Source organism: Vibrio sp. THAF190c (genome assembly GCF_009363355.1).
Taxonomy (GTDB): Bacteria; Pseudomonadota; Gammaproteobacteria; order Enterobacterales; family Vibrionaceae; genus Vibrio; species Vibrio fortis_A.
Window position 1 is genome coordinate 2,712,299 of record NZ_CP045338.1, and the last position, 21,462, is coordinate 2,733,760.

Here is a 21,462-nt window from a genome sequence, read left to right on the forward strand (position 1 = left end):
AAGGAAATAACAATGAAATACGGCTATTTCGACAACGAGAATCGCGAATACGTCATCACTCGCCCAGACGTACCGGCACCTTGGACTAACTACCTAGGTACCGAGAAGTTCTGTACGGTCATATCACACAACGCTGGCGGTTACTCGTTCTACAACTCACCAGAATATAACCGTGTTACTAAATTCCGTCCTAACGGCACTTTTGATCGTCCGGGACACTATGTTTACCTGCGTGATGATGAGACTGGTGATTACTGGTCTATCTCGTGGCAGCCAGTGGCAAAGAGCCTAGATGAAGCAAACTACGAAGTTCGTCACGGCCTGTCATACTCAAAGTTCAAATGTGAATACAGCGGCATTACCGCAACCAAGACGCTATTCGTACCTAAGGGCGAAGATGCAGAAGTTTGGGACGTTGTACTAAAGAACAACACTGATAAACCACGTACTATCAGCACATTCTCATTTGTAGAGTTCTCGTTCAGCCACATCCAATCAGACAACCAAAACCACCAGATGTCTCTGTACTCTGCGGGCACGTCTTACCAAGAAGGTGTGTTGGAATACGATCTGTACTACAACACTAACGACTTTGAAGGCTTCTACTACTTAGCATCAACCTTCTCACCAGACAGCTATGACGGTCAACGCGACACTTTCCTTGGCATGTACCGCGATGAAGCTAACCCGATTGCGGTTGAAAATGGTAAATGTTCGAACAGCGCGCAAACCTGTTACAACCATTGTGGTTCTCTGCATAAGCAATTCACAATTCAACCGGGTGAAGAAGTTCGCTTTGCTTACGTACTAGGTATCGGCAAAGGCAACGGTGAGCGCCTACGTGAGAAGTACCAAGACACTGCAAACGTAGATGCTGCGTTCCAAGGAATCAAAGATCACTGGAACGAGCGTTGCAACAAATTCCAGGTTAAGTCTCCAAACGAAGGCTTAGACACAATGATCAACACCTGGACACTATACCAAGCAGAGACTTGTGTGGTGTGGTCGCGCTTTGCATCATTCATTGAAGTGGGCGGCCGTACTGGCCTTGGCTACCGTGATACCGCGCAGGACGCTATCTCTGTACCTCACGCTAACCCAGCAATGACTCGTAAACGTATCGTCGACCTACTACGCGGCCAAGTTAAAGCGGGCTACGGTCTACACCTATTCGATCCTGACTGGTTTGATCCAGAAAAAGCGGATGTTAAACCTTCGAAATCACCAACAGTAGTTCCGACTCCATCAGACGACGATAAGATCCACGGTATCGAAGACACGTGTTCTGATGATCACTTATGGATCGTTCCAACCATCATCAAGTACGTGATGGAAACCGGCGAACATGAGTTCTTTGATGAAGTGATTCCTTACGCAGACGGCGGTGAAGCGACTGTTTACGAACACATGAAAGCAGCACTGAACTTCTCTGCAGAATACGTTGGTCAAACAGGTATCTGTAAAGGTCTACGTGCTGACTGGAACGACTGCTTAAACCTTGGTGGTGGTGAGTCGTCAATGGTTTCATTCCTTCACTTCTGGGCACTACAAGAATTCCTAGACCTTGCTAAATTCCGCAACAATGACGCTGACGTTGAGAAATACACTGAAATGGCAGCGAACGTTCGTGAAGCGTGTGAAACACACCTTTGGGATGACGAAGGTGGCTGGTACATCCGTGGTCTAACAAAAGATGGCGACAAGATCGGTACTGCACAACAAGCTGAAGGTCGTGTACACCTAGAGTCAAACACACTGGCAGTTCTATCTGGCGCAGTTTCTCAAGAGCGTGGTGAAAAAGCGATGGATGCAGTCGATGAGAACCTATTCTCTGAATACGGCCTACATCTAAATTCTCCATCATTTGCAACACCAAACGATGACATCGGCTTCGTCACTCGTGTTTACCAAGGCGTAAAAGAGAATGGTGCAATCTTCTCTCACCCGAACCCATGGGCTTGGGTAGCAGAAGCGAAGCTTGGTCGCGGTGACCGTGCAATGAAATTCTACGACGCTCTTAACCCGTACAACCAGAACGACATGATTGAAACACGCTACGCAGAACCGTACTCATACGTGCAGTTCATCATGGGTAAAGACCACCAAGACCATGGCCGTGCTAACCACCCTTGGTTAACCGGTACCTCTGGTTGGGCATACTTTGCGGTTACCAACTTCATTCTTGGTGTTCGTACCGGCTTTGAAGGGTTAACGGTTGATCCTTGTATCCCAACAGATTGGCCAAAGTTCGAAGTAACTCGTCAATGGCGCGGAGCAACTTACAACATCACGGTGCAAAACCCGAACGCAGTGAGCAAAGGGGTAGCCTCTATCACTATCAACGGTGAGCCAGTAAAAGGCGCTATTCCAGTTCAAGCAGAAGGCAGCGTCAACCAAGTGATCGTTGTTCTTGGCTAGTCACGCAACTTAACCAACAGCTCTTGCCTCAGCCTTGTCGGGCTGAGGTAAAGAGATAAAAAGGATTTTCTCATGATTAAATTTGGTACGGGTGGCTGGCGCGCATTCATTGGCGAAGAGTTCACTCGCGATAACGTCCGCTTGGTCGCTCAAGCACTGGCGAACATCATCAATGATGAAGATGCGGCACAAAATGGCTTTGTCATTGGCTACGATCGTCGCTTCTTATCCGATAAAGCAGCCTGCTGGTTTGCTGAAGTACTTGCTGCCAACAACATCAAAGTCAGCTTCATCGACAAGTTTGTTCCGACACCGATCGTGATGTTCCAAGCGAAAGAAATGGGCTGTACCTACTCGGCATGTATCACTGCCTCTCACAACCCGGCAGATTACAACGGCATTAAGGTATTCATCGAGGGTGGCCGCGATGCTGATGAGATCATCACCGAAAAGATCGAACAGCAGATTGCTACGCTAACTAGCGAAGACGTTGTGCGCGTCGATTTCGAACAGGCATTAAATGACAAAGAGATCGAAATCATCAACCCGATGAACAGCTTTGTTGATTCGATCATCAACTTCATCGATATCGATGCGATCAAGAAAGCCAACCTTCGTGTGCTGATTGATCCTATGTTTGGTGTAGCTAAAAATGCGCTTCAAACTGTTCTTATCAACGGCCGTTGTGATGTGGACGTGATCAACGACGGCAAAAACCCAGACTTTGGCGGCTTAATGCCATCACCAAGTGCGGCTACGCTCTATCGCTTGAAGCACTTGGTTGCGGCTGAAGGTTATGACATCGGTATTGGTACCGACGGCGATGCCGACCGTTTAGGTATTATCGATGAGAAAGGTAACTTCATTCACCCGAATGAAGTGCTGCTTCTACTTTACTACTACTTGCTGGAATACAAGGGCTGGAAAGGCTCGGTAGTACGTAACATCGCAACCACTCACCTACTCGATAAAGTCGCCGCTGACCATGGTGAAAAGAGCTTTGAGGTTCCAGTAGGCTTTAAGCACATTAGTTCACAAATGGAAGCGGATGACTCACTGATTGGTGGCGAAAGCTCAGGCGGCTTGACCATTCGCGGACACATCAAGGGTAAAGATGGCGTATTCGCTTCAAGCTTGCTGGTTGAGATGATCAGTGTAACGGGCAAGAAACTCTCAGAACTGCTGGATGAGATCTACTCAAAGTACGGTTATGCATACACAGCCGAGGGTGATTGCACGTTCAAACCTTCTCAGAAAGAGGCGCTTTACACCAAGATATACGTCGAGAAGCAGCTGCCTGAATTTGAATATGAGATTGAGAAAGTCAGCTATGAAGATGGAGCGAAAGTCTACTTCAAGAATGGTGGTTGGGTGATTGCTCGCTTCTCAGGAACCGAACCGTTGCTGCGTATATTTGCAGAAATGGAAGATAAAGACACTGCTGAACGTGTTCTTCAAAACATGAAAGCCTTCCTATCTTTGTAACTCTTTGAGGAAGGGTTTTATACCTAGATTTAACCCTATAGGTGAAGAACGCTTGCCCAGTATCCTACTTAGTCAGTTTGATACTGGGCTTTTTTATTCACACGAGACTATTTGTTAAACGAATAGCTTAGAAAGCAAGAACGCCCTTGGTATCGACTTTTACTGTCACGGGCATGCCGACTTCCAATGCTTCAGAAGAAGTCGCCAGCAGTTTCTGACCATGCGCTTCAATCACATAACGACAATGGTCTCCCATAAACTGCTGCTCCAATACAGAGATAGCACTGTCTTGCTCATAGCTAGCCAAGATATGCTGAGGTCTCAACAACAACTCACAATCATTACCCAACTCGATTTCCGTTTGAGATTTTGCCTCAACCACACCTAAGCTGGTTTCAAATTCATGTTCAGAGATACGCTGAGCATTCAGGTAGCTACCACCACCTAAGAAGTCAGCAACAAACTTGCTCGAAGGGTGGAAATACAACTCCGAAGCAGAACCGTACTGTTCGATCACACCGTTGTTCATCACCGCCATTTTGTCAGCAAAAGCAAAAGCCTCTTCACGACTGTGCGTTACAAAGATCGCGGTAACCCCCTGCTTCTTGAAGATCTTTCTGATCTGAGAAATCAGCTCATGTCGCACCTGAGTATCGATATTTGAAAATGGTTCATCAAGTAGCAGCAGATCTGGCTTATAAGCTAAAGAACGTGCAATTGCGACACGTTGTTGTTGACCACCAGAGAGTTGGTGCGGGTAACGATCGCCATATTCACCAAGGTGTACTAACTCAAGCATCTCACGCACTTTATCTGACTTCTCTTGCTCTGATAATCCACGCAAACCAAAAGCCACGTTTTGGTTTACCGTTAGATGTGGGAAGAGCGCATAATCTTGAAAGATCATACCGATGTTGCGTTGCTCTGGCGGTAGCCAATTCTTACCATCATCAATGGTTTGGCAATTGAGGTTCATTACGCCACTGCTCAACGGAAGTAGACCAGCAATTGCCTTTAGCAAGGTTGTTTTGCCACAACCACTGGCACCAAGCAGACAGACAATCTCACCGTGCTCAACCTCTAAAGAGAGGGACTCTAGAACCGTCTGAGACTCATACTTACAAGTCAGATCTTTAATTGATAATGCACAACTCATTAGTTTTTTTGCTCCAAAGAACGGTTAACGATGATAAGCGGAATCAATCCCACCAGAACCAGTAACACCGCTGGCATTGCGGCTAGCTCAAGGTGCTCATCCGAGGCGTAGTTATAAACATAGGTCGCAAGCGTTTCAAAGTTGAATGGGCGCAGTAACAGCGCTGCATTCAGCTCTTTCATTGATTCAATAAACACCAGCAAACCAGCGATTAAGGCGCCACGCTTAATTAAAGGAAGGTGTACTCGACGCAACATCTGGTTGGTGTTGCAGCCCATGGTTTTCGACGCCATATCCAATGATGGGGAAACCTTACTCAGGCTACTTTCGATACTGCCGATTGCGACGGCTGAAAAACGCACCACCATGGCAAAAATCAGTGCGAACATTGAGCCAGAGAATATAAGTCCCGGACGGCCCCACTCCATCGCTTTGGCAATATCATTCACCAAGTGATCCATAAACAGAACCGGAACCATTACACCGATGGCTAATACCGTTCCTGGTACCGCGTAGCCCATAGAAGAGAGACGCATGTAAGCAAGGTTACGCTTGCCCGGATTCACTCGTTGGTTGAAGTTAACAATCAGTGCTACCAGCACACCAATCACAGCGGCAAGAACAGAGACATTTAAACTGTTCATCGCGTACTCTCTAAACTCAGCAGTCCAGCTTTGAGCGAAGTACTTGTACGCGTAGATAAGCAGTTGACCGAGCGGGAATAAGAAAGCGATACAAACTAGTCCCCAACACCAGAAAAGTGCTAACCACTTTTTCCAACCTTTCAGCTGATAACGGAAATCTTCTCGGCTATTGAATTGGTTTTGAAATAGCTTCTGCTTGCGGCGGCTGTAGCGCTCTGAACTCAGTAACAAGATCACGATAACCAACATGATAGCTGAGATCTTGGCGGCAGCCGTGAGGCTAGAGTAACCAAGCCAAGTATCGTAAACCGCAGTAGTTAGCGTATTAACCGCAAAGTAGCTTACTGTACCGAAGTCACCTACGGTTTCCATTGCAACAAGAGATAGACCAACTGCCATCGAGGGGCGAACCAAAGGTAAAGAAATACGACGGAAACTTTCCCATGGAGAACACTTTAGGAGTCGTGCAGATTGCAACAAAGAAACATTCTGCTCCATAAATGCAGCACGGCATAGTAGGTACACATAAGGATATAGAACCAGAGAAAGTACAATGATTGCACCGCTTAGGGTTCGGATATCTGGGAACCAATATTCACCCGGCCCCCACCCTGTGATATCACGCAGCAGAATCTGTACTGGCCCCGCGAAATCAAACCAATCGGTAAAGATATAACCTACGATGTAACCCGGCATCGCTAAAGGAAGCACGAGCGCCCATTGAAGGACCCGCTCGCCAGGGATACGGCACATTGCCATGATCCACGCAGAGGGAATACCAAAAATCAACGACAAACACATAGTGCCGAACACTAAAACCACTGTGTTGTAGGCGTAGGTAGGCATCACCGTAGACATAAGATGAGAGAAGAGCTCATCCGTTTCACCAACAGCGGTTGTGAATATCGCTAAGATCGGAAAAACCAGCAGCAAAGCAATCACTCCACTGCTGGTGTTCCATATATAATTCTTTTGTTTCATCGCTTAATTACAACGGAGAGGGATAACTCGAAAATGCGTTTGAAAATACATCTCATATCCTTTTAAAAACTAAGGCTAGTTATACCGATATCGCACTGTGACTGCAAGGCGCGAAGCTCGGAACTCGGTAGTTCTAGGCGTTGCTTTGTATCAAAAAGTGACTTGCTTAAAAACAAAACAACCCCAAGTCCTTAAAGTAGGAACTTGAGGTTGTTAATCAATCTAGGCCGAAGCCTACATTAATGAAATTAAAGGTCGAATTTAACTTCGTCTAGAAGTTTGATTGCCGCTTCGTGGTGGTTAGCAATCTCGTCTAGAGAAATTGTATCTGCTTTGAACTCACCCCAAGATGCTACAAGCTCAGATGGTTTAACATCAGCTTTTACTGGGTACTCGTAGTTCACTTCAGCGTACATACCTTGTGCAGTGTTACCTGCTAGGAATTCCATTAGCTTAACAGCGTTCTCTTTGTTTGGAGAGTATTTCGCCATTGCCATACCAGAGATGTTTACGTGAGTACCAGTTGTCTCTTGGTTAGGGAAGTTGATGTAAACAGCGTCAGCCCAAGCTTTTTGCTCTTTATCATTAACCATCTTACCTAGGTAGTAGCTGTTACCAAGAGAAACGTCACATAGACCTTCTTTGATAGCTTTAACTTGTGCACGGTCGTTACCTTGAGGCTTACGAGCTAGGTTAGCTTTAACGCCTTCTAGCCATTCTTTCGTTTCTGCTTCGCCTTTATGAGCGATCATAGAAGAAACTAGAGATACGTTGTAAGGGTGCTTACCGCTACGAGTACAGATTTTGCCTTTGAATTCTGGCTTAGCTAGGTCAGCGTAAGTGAAATCTTCACCTAGACGGCCAACACGGTCACGTGAAGAGTAAACGCTACGTGTACGAGTTGTTAGAGCAAACCACTCGTTATCAGTATCTTGGTACTGAGCTGGGATGTTCTTTTCTAGTACGTCGCTTTCAACAGATTGAACTAGACCTTGCTTAGTTAGCTCAGATAGACGGCTGATGTCCACAGTTAGGATAACGTCAGCTGGGCTGTACTCGCCTTCTTGAGCTAGCTTCTCTGCTAGACCTTTCTTTGCGAACTTAACGTTTACTTTAATACCAGTTTCTTTAGTGAACTCGTTGAACATAGGCTCAACAAGGAAAGGTTGACGGTAAGAGTATACGTTTACTTCTTCTGCAGCGATTGCCGCTGTAGGTGCGATAGTTGCGCAAGCTAAAGCAGAAAGAGTTAGCAGTTTTTTCATTGGTTCAATCCTTTTTGACATACAAATGATAATATTTATCAGTTTCATTATTATATTTAACAACTAGTGAAACACAACGTCAAAGATCAAAAAAACCTGCTCATCCGAGCAGGTTTCAAGTAGGTTAAATGTAAATCTTTGTAAATATTACTTCACAGATACGAACTCTGGGTAAGCACCAACACCACAGTCGTGCATATCCATACCTTCTAGCTCTTCGTCTTCGCTTACACGGATACCGATTGTTGCTTTTAGGATTGCCCATACCGCTAGACTTGCACCAAATACCCAAGCAAAGATTACAGCAGCACCGAATAGTTGAGCACCAAATGTTGCGTCAGCGTTGCTTAGAGGCACAGCCATCAGACCAAAGAAGCCACACACACCGTGTACTGAGATAGCACCTACTGGATCATCAATCTTAGCTTTATCCAGAGCGATGATGCTGAATACTACTAGCGCACCAGAAACTGAACCGATAGCGACTGCAAACAGAGGTGATGGAGATAGTGGATCCGCTGTGATAGCCACTAGACCAGCCAACGCACCGTTCAACACCATTGTTAGGTCTGCTTTACCCCAAGTTGTTTTACATACTAGTAGCGCTGCGATTGCACCTGCTGCTGCTGCTGCGTTTGTGTTTAGGAAGATTTGACCCACTGCTGTCGCGTTTTCAAAGTCCGATACCATTAGCTGAGAACCGCCGTTGAAGCCGAACCAACCAAACCATAGGATGAATGTACCTAATGTTGCTAGTGGCATGTTTGAACCAGGAATTGGGTAGATTTCACCGTTTTTACCGTATTTACCTTTACGAGCACCTAGTAGAAGTACGCCTGCTAGAGCTGCTGCTGCACCTGCCATGTGTACGATACCTGAACCTGCAAAGTCACTAAAACCAGCTTCAGATAGGAAACCACCGCCCCATGTCCAGTAACCTTCCATTGGGTAGATGAACGCTGTCAGAACTACAGAGAAGATTAGGAATGACCATAGCTTCATACGTTCAGCAACCGCACCAGATACTACTGACATTGCTGTTGCAACGAATACTACTTGGAAGAAGAAGTCAGATTCTAGAGAGTGATCCGCACCTTCACCTTGCGTACCAATTAGTGCACCAAAAGATGGCAACCAACCGCCTTCACCGTTATCGACATACATGATGTTGTAACCAACAACTAGGTAAGTCGTACATGCAATTGCATACAAACAAACGTTTTTAGTCAGGATTTCAGTGGTGTTCTTTGAACGTACAAGACCAGCCTCAAGCATTGCAAAGCCTGCCGCCATCCACATTACCAACGCACCTGAAATGAGGAAGAAAAAAGTGTCTAGTGCGTAACGTAATTCCGTTACTGTTGTTAAAAGTTCCATATTAAATTCTCCAGTCCTTGAATTCTTAAAGTGCTTCTGCGTCCATTTCGCCTGTACGAATACGTACCGCTTGGCTCAGGTCGTACACAAAAATCTTACCGTCACCGATTTTACCGGTGTGAGCCGCTTGGCTAATTGCTTCAACAACACGGTCTACGTTTTCTGCTTGAGTCGCGATTTCTAGTTTTACTTTTGGAAGGAAATCAACTTGATATTCCGCACCGCGGTACAGTTCCGTGTGGCCTTTTTGACGACCAAAGCCTTTAACTTCTGATACAGTCATACCTTCGATACCGACATCAGATAGCGCTTCTCTCACATCGTCTAATTTGAATGGTTTCACTATGGCATTGATGAGTTTCATAATCGTTCCTTAGATTTTTCACTTAGTCCGTTAATACTCTTTCTATAATCCAAGTAGCGTGCCAAAAAGTTAAATTATTGATACTTAACAACTTTAACTTTATACACCTCCAATAACGAAAAAGGTCGCACCATGATGGTGCGACCTTTTCACTATCTTAATGCGCTGGTATCAAATTGCTCTATATTTGGGCAATGCGCTCAATTGGGTATTCTACAATCCTAAAAAATCTACCCAGCGCTCCATCAGCAACTCAAAATCATCAATTCCACAAACCGATAAGCTTTCACTGTTGTAAAAGTCGAATTCACTGCCCTCTTCCATTTCATACTCATGGCCGAGAACATTCTCTTGAATCGTTACTTCATCTTCATTGATCGATAACGTGATCTCTTTACCTACCATTGAAAGCTCATTGCTAAAGTTAGTACGTGACTCTTCAACAAGTGCCAACACCTGATCGATTTTACTTTTGTCTTTACCAATCTCTTCTTGAAGCCAACGTCCAACGATCTCGTGCCCCATGCTGCATTTCACGTAGTACTCACCCATCAAAGTGTTTCTTGTAAATTCGAATTCCATAGTGGCTCCACGCAGTAACTGCAGACAGGGTTAAAAATGAGGCGAGAGTATATAGCGAAGTAATCAATAGATCGAGGGTTCGTCACCCAGCATCCAGACATAAAAAAACGCCCTCTACGAATAGAAGGCGTTTAATTAGTTACTTAGTCAATCAGCAATTATGCTGGTTCTTGGAAGATAACCGTGTCAGCTTTTTCCGTGTACTGACCCATTTTGTGGAAGTTCAGGTAACGGTATGTGTCAGCTGCCGTTGCATTAATCTTCTCTGCGTACTCTAGGTACTCTTCTTTCGTTGGGATACGACCTAGAATCGCACCTACAGCAGAAAGCTCAGCGGACGCTAGGTAAACATTCGCACCTGTACCCAAACGGTTCGGGAAGTTACGAGTAGACGTAGACATTACTGTCGACTTGTCTGCAACACGTGCTTGGTTACCCATACATAGAGAACAACCCGGAGTTTCGATACGAACCCCTGCACGACCGAAGATGCCGTAGTAGCCTTCTTCTGTTAGCTGGTCTTTATCCATCTTAGTTGGCGGAGCCACCCATAAACGAGTACTTAGAGAGCCGTTGAACTCTTCAAGCATCTTACCTGCAGCACGGAAGTGACCGATGTTAGTCATACAAGAACCGATGAACACTTCTTGGATCTCTGTACCTTGAACGTCAGAAAGAAGACGAGCATCATCTGGATCGTTTGGTGCACATAGGATTGGCTGATCGATCTCAGCAAGGTCGATCTCGATAACGTGAGCGTATTCAGCATCTGAATCAGCAGATAACAACTCAGGGTTCGCTAGCCACTCTTCCATTGCTGTAATACGACGCTCGATAGTACGAACATCACCGTAGCCTTCAGCGATCATCCACTTAAGCATAACGATGTTTGAGTTCAGGTACTCTTCGATAGACTCTTGAGACAGCTTAACAGTACAACCTGCCGCTGAACGCTCAGCAGATGCATCAGAAAGTTCAAACGCTTGCTCAACAGATAGGTGTTCAACACCTTCGATTTCTAGTACGCGACCAGAGAATTCGTTGATCTTACCTGCTTTCTCTACTGTAAGTAGGCCTTGCTTGATGCCGTATAGAGGAATTGCATGTACCAGGTCACGTAGCGTGATACCTGGCTGCATTTCACCTTTAAAGCGAACCAAGATAGATTCTGGCATATCAAGAGGCATTACACCTGTTGCTGCCGCGAATGCAACTAGACCAGAACCTGCAGGGAATGAGATACCTAGAGGGAAACGAGTATGCGAGTCACCACCTGTACCTACAGTATCAGGAAGAAGCATACGGTTTAGCCATGAGTGGATAACACCATCACCTGGGCGTAGTGAAACACCGGCACGGTTCATGATGAAATCAGGTAGTGTGTGGTGCGTGTTTACGTCGACTGGTTTCGGGTATGCCGATGTGTGACAGAAAGACTGCATCACTAGGTCTGCTGAGAAGCCAAGACATGCAAGGTCTTTAAGCTCATCACGCGTCATAGGACCTGTTGTATCTTGAGAACCTACTGTTGTCATCTTAGGCTCACAGTATTGACCAGCGCGAACACCTTCAACACCACATGCTTTACCAACCATCTTCTGAGCTAGCGTGTAGCCCTTGTCAGATGCAGATGGATCAACTGGCTTAGCAAACAGGTCTGTCTCTTCTAGACCAAGAGATGTACGAGCACGGCTAGTTAGGCCACGACCGATGATTAGAGGAATACGACCACCCGCACGAACTTCATCAAGCAGTACTTTGCTCAGCTCAAAGCTAGAGATCTCTTCACCATTTTTACGTACAACGCCTTCGTATGGGAAGATGTCGATAACATCGCCCATATTCATGTTCTGTACGTCTAGTTCGATAGGTAGTGCACCAGAGTCTTCCATTGTGTTGTAGAAGATTGGAGCGATCTTACCACCCAGACAAACACCGCCAGTACGCTTGTTTGGTACGTATGGGATATCTTCACCCATGAACCAAAGTACAGAGTTCGTCGCAGACTTACGTGAAGAACCTGTACCTACTACATCACCTACGTAAGCAAGTGGGATACCATCTTTTTGCAGTTCTTCAATCTGAGCGATTGGGCCAACAGTGCCTGGTTGATCTGGGTTGATGCCGTCACGTTCCATCTTCAGCATCGCTTTTGCGTGTACTGGAATGTCTGGACGAGACCATGCATCAGGTGCTGGAGATAGGTCATCGGTGTTCGTTTCACCAGTGACTTTAAATACTTTTACTGTAATTTTTTCAGCAACTTTCTCTTTCGAAGTAAACCAATCAGCGTCTGCCCAAGATTGAAGTACTTGTTGTGCTGAAGCATTACCTGCCTTGGCCTTCTCTTCTACATCATAGAAAGCATCAAACATCAGTAACGTGTGAGATAGTGCTTTAACAGCAATAGGAGCAAGTTCAGCATCATCAAGAAGTGAAATCAACGACTCGATGTTGTAACCACCTTGCATAGTACCTAGCAGCTCTGCCGCTTTCTCTTTGCTAACAAGTGGTGATTCTACTTCACCTTTGGTGATAGCAGTTAAGAAGCCCGCTTTTACGTAAGCAGCTTCATCTACACCTGGTGGAATGCGATTTTCTAGTAGGTCAAGAATGAACTCTTCTTCACCTTGAGGTGGGTTCTTTAGAAGTTCAACTAGGCCAGCAACCTGCTCGGCATTTAGTGGTTTTGGAACAACTCCTTCGGCAGCACGTTCTTCGACGTGTTTACGGTAGGCTTCAAGCACGACTTTTTTCCTCTCATTGCGGTCCACCACCTTCCTTCATAATTGTTAGTAAAATAAAGCGGTGAACATCCTTGGAAACTTGGCTCTCCATTGCCATTTTCGTCATTCAATTTGTATTGATGATCGGCATCAGAGAGGCCAAACTGTGGGCGGTATAATAGCAAATTTAACGATTAATTAAAATCTTATCATTTTGACCAACATAGCAAGTTAAGACGAAAGTCCCACTATTTTTGCCTAATTAGTCGCCAGTATCGCTATTTTTCGCATGGTTATTTATATGACGTTCCGATAATAAGGTAAACAGAATCGTAGTTATCTTCTGTCATACCATACGCCAAAATAATTGGCCCAATCGGAGAGTCGACGCCTGCAAACAGCGAGCCTGCGGTGTACAGCGGCGCTTCATGAATTTTCAAGTCATTGTTCGACCAAACACCACCGTGTTCAATGGATGCGCCCAGATAGAACGGGGACTCAAACAAGCCGAAATCATTCTCAAACCATTTATAGCGATACACTAAACTGGTAAATGCCAGGTTTTGACCGAGTAAACTGTTACGCGGGATACCTGATAGGTTTAAGAAACCTCCGAGTTGTTTCGGGTCGATTGGGAATAGAGAGTTTTTACTTTCTACGATGCCGTAATCCACCTTTGCGACTAAAGTATGGCGTTTGTAGCTCTGTGCGGCCATTAGATTGGCTGAGAACTCATAGACGGTGTCATTGTCTTGAACAAGGTTGGGATCAGAGATAACAGTATCAGAGTCAAACTCATCATGAGAAACAAGGTATTCTAAATCAACGAAATAACCTTCCGTAGGAAGACTGAAGTTATCTAAGGTATCAAGACGATAGCTGATAAAGCCACCGATTCGCTCGTAAGAGCCGCCACCAAGCGACGGCAACGATGAAACTTCAACCTCACCATCAGTGTATCGCCCACCAAATTTCAACTCTTGCCACAAAGTTGGTTGATAACCGAACGCCAGCTCAACGATGTTCTCTTTGTATGTCATCGATACAAAGTCTTGAGTTACATCTAAGGTCGGTTCCTCAATTTCATCGATGTTAGCGGGTAGGTTCCGCTTCTGGTTGGCATAGACATACGACGCTGAGGTAAATAGGTTGTGATGTGAGAAGAATGGAGAAAACAGCTCGGCCTCAATGCGCTTATCGGTGCCCATCTCTAAATTGGTTCTGAGCTCTGCACCGTGCTGATTGATATCCGTAAAGTTTGCAGAAACACCAATGGAGTATTGACTATCAGTAGCAAAGTCATCTTCTAAGAAAAAGCGGAAGTTGAGGTAGTTTGGTCCCCACTCCTTCTCGTTCACATCGACGACCAATTGATCGACACCATCAACATCATCGAATTGGTAAGTAATCAGTTCAAAGCGATCGAGCGCGTAGAGGTTTTGTACACTGGTTTCAATTTGACTGGTTTTTAAGACTTTCCCAGCTTCAAGGTTTAGACGGTTTTCAATCAACTTGTCGGAATAGTGGCTGTTATTGTTAATCACAACCTCATCAACCACGGTTTTATCACCGTGCTTAAGTTTACGGCGAGCTTGCTGCTTGCCTTCAACATAATCTTGATACTTGGCAGTACTCATTGAAAGGCCGCGAAGCTTGTCTTCAAACTGGTAGGCAACCTGATAACCCGCTTCATAAGCGCCGGGCATCTTATCAAATTCAGTGGTCTCCATCTGGCCAACGTCAGGCTTAAGAAAGACGTCCTCTTCCGTTAAGGTTTCCGCTTGTTGTTGGGTGCTGCGACGTACCAAGTAATTCGAAAGTTGATCAGCGACCGTGAAAAGGTTGGTGAACTCTTCTTCGCCTTTGTAGTTGGTACTGATGTCTACTGCGATAACAATGTCCGCGCCCATCGCACGGGCAACATCAACTGGCATGTTGTTGATGACACCACCATCGACCAGCATGCGGCCATCAACCTCATAAGGAGGTAAAGCGCCCGGCACTGACATACTCGACATCATTGCATCGACGATCTGCCCTTTATCGATCACCACCTCTTCGAGTTCGATGATATCCGTTGCGACAGAGCGATATGGAATAGCAAGATCATCAAAAGATTCAAGTGGAGCTAGGTTACCCGTTGTCTCACGCAGGATACGCAGCATGTTCTGACCTTGTACGACACCCGTTGGTGCACGTACCTCTCCCCAACCTAAACCTAAATCCGTGGTCAGTTGGTAACGGTCTTCATACTCTTTGTCACGCACGCGTCGGTCGCTACGGTTTACACGATCGCGATAGCCTTTGTTCCAATCAACAGAATAGATAAAACTTTCAATCTCGTCGGCACTCATGCCCGTTGCGTACAAGCCACCAACATAGGCCCCCATACTAGTACCTGTGACGTAGTCGACTGGAATACGCATCTCTTCAAGTGCCTTCAGAACACCAATATGAGCCGCGCCCTTGGCTCCACCACCAGCAAGAACCACAGCGATACTTGGGCGATTTTTCTGCTCAACTTGCGTTTTGTCGGCTGGCTCAACCACATTTTCAGCCAAAACCTGCGAGCAAAACACAATCCCAACGACACCTAAACCACGGCTCAGCCAACGAGAAATCATCATTTAAACTCTATCCTTGTCATCCATTTCTTATGCAACTTTACCACTCAAAAAGCTTCTTTAGCCACTGTTTTGGTTGGCTTTCACATCCCTTTTTAATGTCACCACGTTCATCCCAAACGGGTAACTGCACTGGCCCATCACAATTAAACTCTAATGCACCAGAGTTCGTATTCACAAAATTAGCGGTAGCTATACCATTTGGCCAAGGCAAACGCAGCACTTCTGGGCCACGTTGTTTCAGGTAATCTGCGTAGACACGAAGGGCACCACTCGAACCGGTTAGTTTCGTCGGTTTATTGTCATCACGCCCTAACCAAATTGTGGTCACCTCACGGCCATCAACGCCTACAAACCAACTATCGCGACTATCGTTACTGGTGCCCGTTTTACCTGCGAGTCCAGCCCAAGAAAATTGGCTCTGCAAGAATCGACCTGTCCCTTCTGATACACCTCGCTTCATCGCATAGGTGGTAAGCCATGCCGCTTGCTGCTCAACACTTTGCGATACGCGAGGTATTGATTGATAGAGAACCTCACCATCACTGTCTACCACTGAGCGCAAAGCAGAGAGTGGCGCTTTTCTGCCTGAGTTAGTCACCGTTTGATACATCTGCGCCACTTGGAAAGGAGTTAAAGAAAATGAGCCTAAGAACATCGATGGCACAGGGCGAATCTCACTTTTATCAACCCCGAGCTTTTCAATGGTATTCGACACAGAGTCAATGCCAAGCTGCATTCCTAGGCGAACCGTCGGCACATTGTAAGACTTAGATAGCGCCACATATAAAGGCACCTCACCGCGGAATTTACGATCAAAGTTTCGCGGGCTCCATACGCTTCCCTTACTGCCTTTCAAGCTCAGCGGCGTATCCATCAAGGTCGTCGCCAGTGTGTATTTATCCGGTTGCTGTAGTGCTGTTAGGTATACCGCAGGTTTGACTAATGAACCGATCGGGCGGCTTGCATTCAATGCACGGTTAAAACCGTCGTAGCCAGTGCGTTTACCACCGACCATAGCTCTTATCTCACCGGTATTACGGTCAACCGCAATCGCAGCTGCTTCAAGTTTATTGCCTGCGGTTTTAGCTAATTGAGGCACCTTGCGCGCGATGGAGCGTTCTAGCTCTTGCTGTGAGACAGGGTCTAGCGAAGTAAAGACTCGCAAGCCTTTTTGTGCCTCAAATCGGTCACCAACAAACTTCTTCAACTCGATATTCACTTGCTGGAAGTAAGCAGGTTGTCGACTCGCTATACGTGGGTTGTCTTGAATATCAAGATCTCGACTGGCTGCCGCCTCATATTGGCTAGCACTCAAGATATCTTGTTGCATCATCAAACGCAGCACCAAGTCACGTCGTGTTTTTGCACGCTCAGGATAGCGAACTGGGTTGTAATACGATGGCCCTTTCACCATCCCCACCAGCAATGCCAGTTGGTCGATTCTCAGCTCTTGAATTGGTTGCCCGAAATAGAGACGCGATGCCAAACCGAAACCGTGAATTGCCTCACCACCGTTCTGACCTAGATATACCTCATTGAGGTAAGCCTCAAGAATTTCATCTTTGCTGTATCGATAGTCCAAAATCAACGCGATATAGGCTTCACGAATCTTACGCCAAAGGGTGCGCTCACTCGATAAGAACAGGTTTTTCGCGAGCTGCTGTGTCAGTGTACTACCACCTTGTACAGTACGTCCGGCCTTGACGTTAACCACCATCGCACGAGCTATCGCTAATGGCGATACACCATCATGCTGATAGAAATCTCTATCTTCGGTCACGAGTAGTGCATCGACCATCACTTCAGGAAACTGGTTTCGCTTTAAGAAAAGGCGTTGTTCATCGTTACTTTTCTCAAGCATGCCTAACATCTTAGGTTCAATGCGCAAATAGCCCATATCGCCTTTCTTTTCGAGCGACTGAATACGGGTTAACTCATTGCCATTAAAGTGCAACATCACATGACGGTCAGCTTCTGGGCCATCAACAAATTCAAATGGGCGACGTATCAGCTCAATCTTAGTTGAAGACGAAGAGTACTCCCCCGGGTGACGAGGAGCACTGACCTTACGGTAGTTGAGTACATCTAGCTCATTACGTACTTGCTGAATGCTGATTGGGGTACCCGGCGATAAATCTAATACTCGGGCATAAACCACTGTTGGTAGGTCAAAGAGTTGCCCTTCAAAACGCTGTTTCACCACAGTATCGAGATAAATGCCAACAAAGAGCAAGATCGCAGCGACAGCAAGGCCAGCTTTCCAAGCAAAGCCCCACAGCATTTTCAACCAACCACGATTGGCTTTGCTTCGCTTACTCGGCGTTCGCTTTTTTGCAGCTGCTCTCGGCTTTCTTGTTTTGGTTGACTTGTTTTGAGGCGACTTGGCTGTCGGTGACTTTTTCGCAGGTGCCTTTTTTGCTGGCCCCTTTTTTGGTGTAAACATTTTTATCATCATCGATTCAACTGTCGTTTGGTTTTGGTCGTCGCTACATGGTTAGCCGGGTCATCTGGCCAAGGGTGTTTAGGGTATCGACCTTTCATCTCTTTCTGAACTTCTTTATAAGCCCCAGCCCAAAAACCGGCTAAGTCTTGAGTGATTTGCAATGGCCTTTGTGCTGGTGAGAGTAACTCAAGTACGACTTTTTTACGCCCTTGAGCAATCAAAGGAGAATCTTGCTCACCAAACACTTCTTGCATTCGAACCGATATCACAGGTTCTGCATTTTCTTGATAACGAATAGATTTCTTACTCCCCGTAGGCATCACGTAGTGTGTAGGCAACCATTGGTCGATCTCTTGGTTTAATGGCCATCCCAGATACGCCATCAAAGCCTGCTCGACATTGACATTTTGCAGCCCTTTTACTGACTTCACGCCATTCAGGTACGGCATTAACCAGTCATCTAAGTTCGTCAACAAACTTTGCTCATCAGCCGCGGGCCATGCTTGTTCAGGCAGCCACTGCCCCGCACACAAAATGCGCGCTTGGAGTTGCTTTGCTGCAGATGTCCAATTCAATATCTCCAGGCCTTTACGTCCTACATAGTTGAGCAGAGCTTCACTAATTTGCTCGCTACCCGGCTCAGGTAGGGCTTTGGTATTAATGACCAGCTGACCCAGACAAACGCGCTGCTCTGCCACTAAGCGCCCTCGTTTATCATCCCAGTCAACATAATCGCGAACCGTAAACATATCTGGAAAATGCTCTTCTAGACTCACGATATCGACTGCGGTGGCCAAGAATACTTGACTGGAGCGACCTGCACTTCTCATCAAATCAATAACCACTAGGTACTCACTATCCGCGAGTGGATCGTCATCGCGCACCTCTGCACCATGACCATTGGCAAGCAGGAACTGATGATTCTGCTTACCGCGCGATTGAGCGATGCGATCAGGAAATGCGAGGCACAATGCCAAAGGCAGCAGCAATTCATCAACACTCTGTAAGTCAAATTTATGTTCTAATTTAGCCGCGAGCGCTTTCACACGCTGAGTCATGAAATGATTGCGTGCATGTTTCCCTTGTTTCAAGCGGAATAACGAATGCTGGACATCAGAAACACTACGTTCAGGCTCTTCAATCAACGCAGCAGCAATAGCAGCATTCAACAACTGACTACTGTGCTGCTTGGCTTTAATCAGCATGCTGGCAATCCGAGGGTCTAGCCCAAGTTGCTGCGCTTGCTTACCTTGCGCAGTAAATTGCCTACTATGATCCAAAAGCCCCAATTGCTGTAACAAGCTGCTCGCCTGCGCCAAGGCCGCTTGAGGTGGAATATCAAGCCATTGAAGCTCATCAGCGCTTGCCGCTCCCCATTGAATCAGCTCAGCCAGCAAGGAGGATAGATCGGAATGAAGAATCTCAGGAACAGGAACCAAGGGCTGTTGTTGCAATTGAGCTTCGCTGTACAAACGAACGCACAATCCTTCCTCAATACGCCCTGCGCGGCCAGCTCTCTGCTCAGCCGAAGATTGAGATATTTTGACCTGTTCTAGCTTAGTGACACCGGTTTTCAAATCAAACTTCGCCACTCGTTCCAGCCCAGAATCAACCACCAAGCGGATCCCCTCAATCGTCAGTGAGGTCTCGGCGATATTGGTCGCCAACACCACTTTACGCTTACCTTTTTCAGCTGGCGAAATTGCTTTCTGTTGCTCTGCAAAACTCAACTGACCATACAGAGCAAATACATCCACATCACTACTCAAATGTTGCAGTCGCTCTTGCACCTGCTTAATCGCCGAGACGCCGGGCAGAAACGCCAGCAGTGAGCCTTGCTCTTTCTCCATCAGAGATTCGATTGTTGTGGCCATCTTTGCAGGTAAGTAATCATTGACTGCTAACGGTTGGTAACGGTACTCGACAGGAAACGAGCGTCCCTGTGATTCAATATATTCGGCCTCAGGTAACAGAGCTTTGAGAGTCGCTTGATCGAGCGTCGCTGACATCACCACGATTTTGAGATCGTCTCTGAGCGCTTCTTGGATTTCCAAACTAAAGGCCAAAGAGGTGTCTGCATGAATACTGCGTTCATGAAATTCATCAAAGATCACCATATCGATTCCCGTGAGCTCTGGATCGCTCTGAATCATACGGGTCATGATCCCCTCGGTAACAATCTCCAGACGAGTATTACGGCTGGTTTTGTTCTCACCACGAACCCTAAAGCCAATCGTCTCCCCTACCTTTTCACCCAACTGCTCAGCGAGATAACTGGCAATATTTCGCGCCGCAAGGCGTCTTGGTTCAAGCATAACTATCTTGCCAGTTACCGCCTGAGACTTAACCAGTTGCAATGGGAAGAACGTCGATTTACCAGCACCGGGGGCCGCTTTAAGAATGACTTGGGAGTGAGAACGAACGCCGGAGAGCAACTCGGGCATCACAGCTTCAATGGGCAGTTGTGACAATGGAAAGACCTTGTGGTGTAATGTTACCAATATTGTACATAAAAACAGTTCTCTCTAAATAAGTAAAATGCACTTCGATCCTCCTTTAGAGTCTGCGACTCTTATAAAACGCTACAAACGTTTCCTGACGGATATCAAACTTCCTGATGGCAGTGAACGTACTATCCACTGTGCCAACACTGGCGCGATGACAGGTTGTGCTGAGCCGGGAAACATCGTGTGGTACTCAACCTCTGACAACCCTAAGCGAAAATACCCAAACAGCTGGGAGATCTCAGAAACAGCACAAGGCGATCGAATTTGTGTGAACACTGCCCGCGCTAACCAATTGGCAGTGGAAGCGATTGAAAATGGCGCTATAGTTGAACTTTCAGGTTATCAAACGCTGCGCACCGAGGTTAAATACGGCAGTGAGAATAGCCGGATAGACATTTTGCTCGAGGATGAAGCAAAAGCGGATTGCTATATAGAGGTGAAAAGCGTCACTCTATTGGCAGATGACCCAAGTGTTGGAAAGGGACAAGGCTACTTTCCAGATGCCGTTACCACGCGTGGTCAAAAGCATCTGCGTGAACTCACAGAAATGGCAGAATCTGGTCAAAGAGCAGTACTTTTATTCACTGTTTTACATTCAGGTATTGAAAAAGTCTCAGCGGCACACCATATAGACGCCAAATATTCATTATTACTAAAACAAGCACAAGACGCTGGTGTTGAAGTTCTCTGTTACAAAGCTGAACTCAACAATACTCAAATGGAATTGAATCAAGCGGTTGAATTCATCGCTTGATTCGCAAAGTGCGGAACTCTGCACATTGATAACAAGTTTACATTTGAGTGTTTGCCACCATTCGTTCTTTCTGCTATAGATACCCGCCTTAAAATTAGCTGCTTTGCAGTTGACTAGGTGTAAATAGGAGATG

13 protein-coding genes are annotated in these 21,462 nt (G+C 46.2%); 3 read left to right on the forward strand and 10 right to left on the reverse strand.

Annotated features, from left to right (window positions below):
• Positions 1-12: 12 nt before the first annotated feature.
• Both FIV04_RS12060 and FIV04_RS12065 read left to right on the forward strand, forming a co-directional pair.
• Complete coding sequence (locus FIV04_RS12060) at positions 13-2,418, forward strand: N,N'-diacetylchitobiose phosphorylase (protein ID WP_152469262.1); 2,406 nt, start codon at positions 13-15, stop codon at positions 2,416-2,418.
• A 72-nt stretch (positions 2,419-2,490) separates the two neighbouring features.
• Positions 2,491-3,903: a phosphoglucomutase/phosphomannomutase family protein gene (locus FIV04_RS12065; RefSeq protein ID WP_152469263.1), complete on the forward strand. Its 1,413-nt coding sequence runs from the start codon at positions 2,491-2,493 to the stop codon at positions 3,901-3,903.
• Positions 3,904-4,030: 127 nt separating this feature from the next.
• Here the strand turns inward: FIV04_RS12065 and FIV04_RS12070 are convergent, their stop codons facing one another.
• The 10 genes from FIV04_RS12070 to hrpB form a co-directional block, all read right to left on the reverse strand.
• Complete coding sequence (locus FIV04_RS12070) at positions 4,031-5,059, reverse strand: ABC transporter ATP-binding protein (RefSeq protein WP_152469264.1); 1,029 nt, start codon at positions 5,057-5,059, stop codon at positions 4,031-4,033.
• Positions 5,059-6,684 (reverse strand): iron ABC transporter permease, encoded by a 1,626-nt coding sequence (locus FIV04_RS12075; RefSeq protein WP_152469265.1) that lies wholly within the window; start codon positions 6,682-6,684, stop codon positions 5,059-5,061. The genes FIV04_RS12070 and FIV04_RS12075 overlap by 1 nt, the downstream gene beginning before the upstream one ends.
• A 248-nt stretch (positions 6,685-6,932) precedes the next feature.
• Positions 6,933-7,949, reverse strand: a complete 1,017-nt coding sequence (locus tag FIV04_RS12080; protein WP_032551510.1) for a Fe(3+) ABC transporter substrate-binding protein — start codon at positions 7,947-7,949, stop codon at positions 6,933-6,935.
• A 147-nt stretch (positions 7,950-8,096) separates the two neighbouring features.
• Complete coding sequence (locus FIV04_RS12085) at positions 8,097-9,326, reverse strand: ammonium transporter (protein WP_032551509.1); 1,230 nt, start codon at positions 9,324-9,326, stop codon at positions 8,097-8,099.
• A 25-nt stretch (positions 9,327-9,351) separates the two neighbouring features.
• Positions 9,352-9,690: a P-II family nitrogen regulator gene (glnK, locus tag FIV04_RS12090; RefSeq protein WP_004738200.1), complete on the reverse strand. Its 339-nt coding sequence runs from the start codon at positions 9,688-9,690 to the stop codon at positions 9,352-9,354.
• Between the two features lie 213 nt (positions 9,691-9,903).
• On the reverse strand, positions 9,904-10,272 hold the full coding sequence (locus FIV04_RS12095; RefSeq protein WP_152469266.1) for a YacL family protein: 369 nt from the start codon (positions 10,270-10,272) through the stop codon (positions 9,904-9,906).
• Positions 10,273-10,430: 158 nt separating this feature from the next.
• Entirely contained in the window at positions 10,431-13,019 is a 2,589-nt protein-coding gene (gene acnB / locus FIV04_RS12100; protein ID WP_152469267.1) for a bifunctional aconitate hydratase 2/2-methylisocitrate dehydratase, read from the reverse strand.
• Between the two features lie 272 nt (positions 13,020-13,291).
• Positions 13,292-15,622, reverse strand: a complete 2,331-nt coding sequence (locus FIV04_RS12105; protein ID WP_152469566.1) for a patatin-like phospholipase family protein — start codon at positions 15,620-15,622, stop codon at positions 13,292-13,294.
• 40 nt (positions 15,623-15,662) lie between these two features.
• Entirely contained in the window at positions 15,663-18,080 is a 2,418-nt protein-coding gene (mrcB, locus tag FIV04_RS12110) for a penicillin-binding protein 1B (RefSeq protein WP_152469268.1), read from the reverse strand.
• Positions 18,077-20,512, reverse strand: a complete 2,436-nt coding sequence (hrpB, locus tag FIV04_RS12115) for an ATP-dependent helicase HrpB (RefSeq protein ID WP_253895412.1) — start codon at positions 20,510-20,512, stop codon at positions 18,077-18,079. Before hrpB ends, mrcB begins: the two co-directional genes overlap by 4 nt.
• 94 nt (positions 20,513-20,606) lie before the next feature.
• Between hrpB and sfsA the strand changes: the two genes are divergently transcribed.
• Complete coding sequence (sfsA, locus tag FIV04_RS12120; protein ID WP_152469270.1) at positions 20,607-21,329, forward strand: DNA/RNA nuclease SfsA; 723 nt, start codon at positions 20,607-20,609, stop codon at positions 21,327-21,329.
• Positions 21,330-21,462: the final 133 nt, after the last annotated feature.

Bases quoted from the DNA above. Each gene is read 5' to 3' on its own strand.
- FIV04_RS12060 (WP_152469262.1), top strand. From the start codon at position 13: ATGAAATACGGCTATTTCGACAACGAGAATCGCGAATACGTCATCACT.
- FIV04_RS12065 (WP_152469263.1), top strand. From the start codon at position 2,491: ATGATTAAATTTGGTACGGGTGGCTGGCGCGCATTCATTGGCGAAGAG.
- FIV04_RS12070 (WP_152469264.1), bottom strand. From the start codon at position 5,059: ATGAGTTGTGCATTATCAATTAAAGATCTGACTTGTAAGTATGAGTCT.
- FIV04_RS12075 (WP_152469265.1), bottom strand. From the start codon at position 6,684: ATGAAACAAAAGAATTATATATGGAACACCAGCAGTGGAGTGATTGCT.
- FIV04_RS12080 (WP_032551510.1), bottom strand. From the start codon at position 7,949: ATGAAAAAACTGCTAACTCTTTCTGCTTTAGCTTGCGCAACTATCGCA.
- FIV04_RS12085 (WP_032551509.1), bottom strand. From the start codon at position 9,326: ATGGAACTTTTAACAACAGTAACGGAATTACGTTACGCACTAGACACT.
- glnK (WP_004738200.1), bottom strand. From the start codon at position 9,690: ATGAAACTCATCAATGCCATAGTGAAACCATTCAAATTAGACGATGTG.
- FIV04_RS12095 (WP_152469266.1), bottom strand. From the start codon at position 10,272: ATGGAATTCGAATTTACAAGAAACACTTTGATGGGTGAGTACTACGTG.
- FIV04_RS12105 (WP_152469566.1), bottom strand. From the start codon at position 15,622: ATGATTTCTCGTTGGCTGAGCCGTGGTTTAGGTGTCGTTGGGATTGTG.
- mrcB (WP_152469268.1), bottom strand. From the start codon at position 18,080: ATGATGATAAAAATGTTTACACCAAAAAAGGGGCCAGCAAAAAAGGCA.
- hrpB (WP_253895412.1), bottom strand. From the start codon at position 20,512: ATGCCCGAGTTGCTCTCCGGCGTTCGTTCTCACTCCCAAGTCATTCTT.
- sfsA (WP_152469270.1), top strand. From the start codon at position 20,607: ATGCACTTCGATCCTCCTTTAGAGTCTGCGACTCTTATAAAACGCTAC.